The following is a 1,797-nucleotide window of genomic DNA, read 5'->3' on the forward strand; positions in this document are numbered from 1 at the left end:
GCTTCATCCCGCTGTTCCTGGAGGAACTGCGCACCGAAGGTGTTCGCGAGGCGGCCCGCCGCTTCGCTCATGTCGTCTACGTGCTGCTGCCGGGCCTCGTGTTCGGCTATCTCGTGATGGGCCTGATCTGGCCGTGGTCGATCATGGAACCCGGCAATCCCTTCGAGGCGCTGACCTACTTCTCGCACTTCTTCGAGAAGCCCTGGAAGGAGATGTTCGACGGCGCGATCGTGTCCGTGCCCGACATGCCCTGGTCCTATCTGCCGACGCTGTTCGCGCTTCAGTTGCCCGAGGTGATGCTGGTGCTGATGACCGGCGCCGTGGTCAGCACATTCGCGCTGCTGCCGCGCGGCGGGGTTCCGGCCCGCCGCAAGACCATCCTCCTGATGCTGACGCTCGCCGCGACCCTGCCGCTCGCGATCGCGATGGTGAAGCGGCCCGCGCTCTACAACGGCATCCGCCATTTCGTCTTCGTGATCCCGCCGATGGCGGTGCTCGGCGGCGTCGCCTTCGCCTGGACCATGGAGCGCCTGCGCGCCAATCACCGCACCTGGCAACCGGTCGTGCTCGCCACCTTCTGCTTCGGCCTTGCGCTCTCGCTCGCCGAGATGATCCGGCTGCATCCCTATCAGTACACCCACTTCAACCACATCGCCGGCACCGTGCGCGCCGCCGACGACCGCTTCATGCTGGACTATTGGGGCCTCGCGCTGAAGCAGGCCTCGGACGAGCTGCGCGAGCAGCTGGTCGAGCGCCAGGAAGCGCCGCCGCGCAACCGCAAATGGAAGGTCGCGGTGTGCGGTCCGCAGCGTCCGGCGCAGGTCGCGCTCGGGCCCGACTTCACCATCGGCTGGGATTCCAATGCGGCCGATTTTGCGATGACGCTCGGCGAGTTCTACTGCAAGGGCCTCACCGCGCCTGTCATGGTCGAGATCAAGCGCGACGACGTGGTGTTCGCCCGCGTCTACGACATCCGCGGCAGCAGCATTTCCAGCCTGCTCTCGATCCCGGCACCGTAATTTCTTTCTCCTGCCTTTTAGCCCGGATGGAGCGAAGCGAAATCCGGGGTCCTTGGTGAGCCCMCCCGCATGACGCTACGCTCCATGCGGGCTACGCTTGGCTGCTGCGATTTGACCGCCTTGCCGCCGGCCATCACCGCGACTACGCTCCCTTCCCGCAACAACGAGGTTCGGAGAGATTTGCCATGTCACCAGCGGAAGCGCGCCTGAGAGAAGCGCCGTCGAACATGACGGAGGCCGAGTGGCAGCAACGGGTCAATCTCGCCGCCTGCTATCGTCTCGTCTCGCTGTACGGCTGGGACGACCTGGTCGACACCCACATCTCCGCGCGCGTGCCCGGCCCCGATCATCACTTCCTCATCAATCCCTACGGGCTGATGTTCGACGAGATCACGGCGTCGAGCCTCGTCAAGGTCGACCTGCACGGCAACCAGCTCTCCGAGAGCGAGTACAGCATCAACCCGGCCGGCTTCACCATCCATTCGGCGATCCACGAGGTGCGCGAGGACGCGATCTGCGTGCTGCATCTCCACACCCTCGACGGCACCGCGGTGTCGAGCAGCGCCGAAGGGCTGCTACCGCTGAACCAGACCGCCCAGCTCGTCACCCACGACCTCGCCTATCACGACTATGAAGGCATCGCGCTCGACCACGACGAGCGGCCGCGACTCCAGAAGGACCTCGGCGACCACAACCACATGCTCCTGCGCAACCACGGCACGCTGACGGTCGGCCGCTCGGTCGCCTCCGCCTTCGAGCGCATGTATCACCTCGAGCG

General features: G+C 65.6%; 1 protein-coding gene and 1 pseudogene. Both read left to right on the forward strand.

From position 1 onward, the window contains the following. Positions 1 to 1,019 (forward strand): annotated as a pseudogene (locus AC1D00_RS39545) (hypothetical protein); the annotation flags it as partial. A gap of 185 nt (positions 1,020 to 1,204) precedes the next feature. Then, the coding region (locus AC1D00_RS39550; RefSeq protein ID WP_477014421.1) for a class II aldolase/adducin family protein at positions 1,205 to 1,797 on the forward strand (593 nt) is incomplete at its 3' end.

The organism is Bradyrhizobium sp. P2_E8 (genome assembly GCF_056403875.1).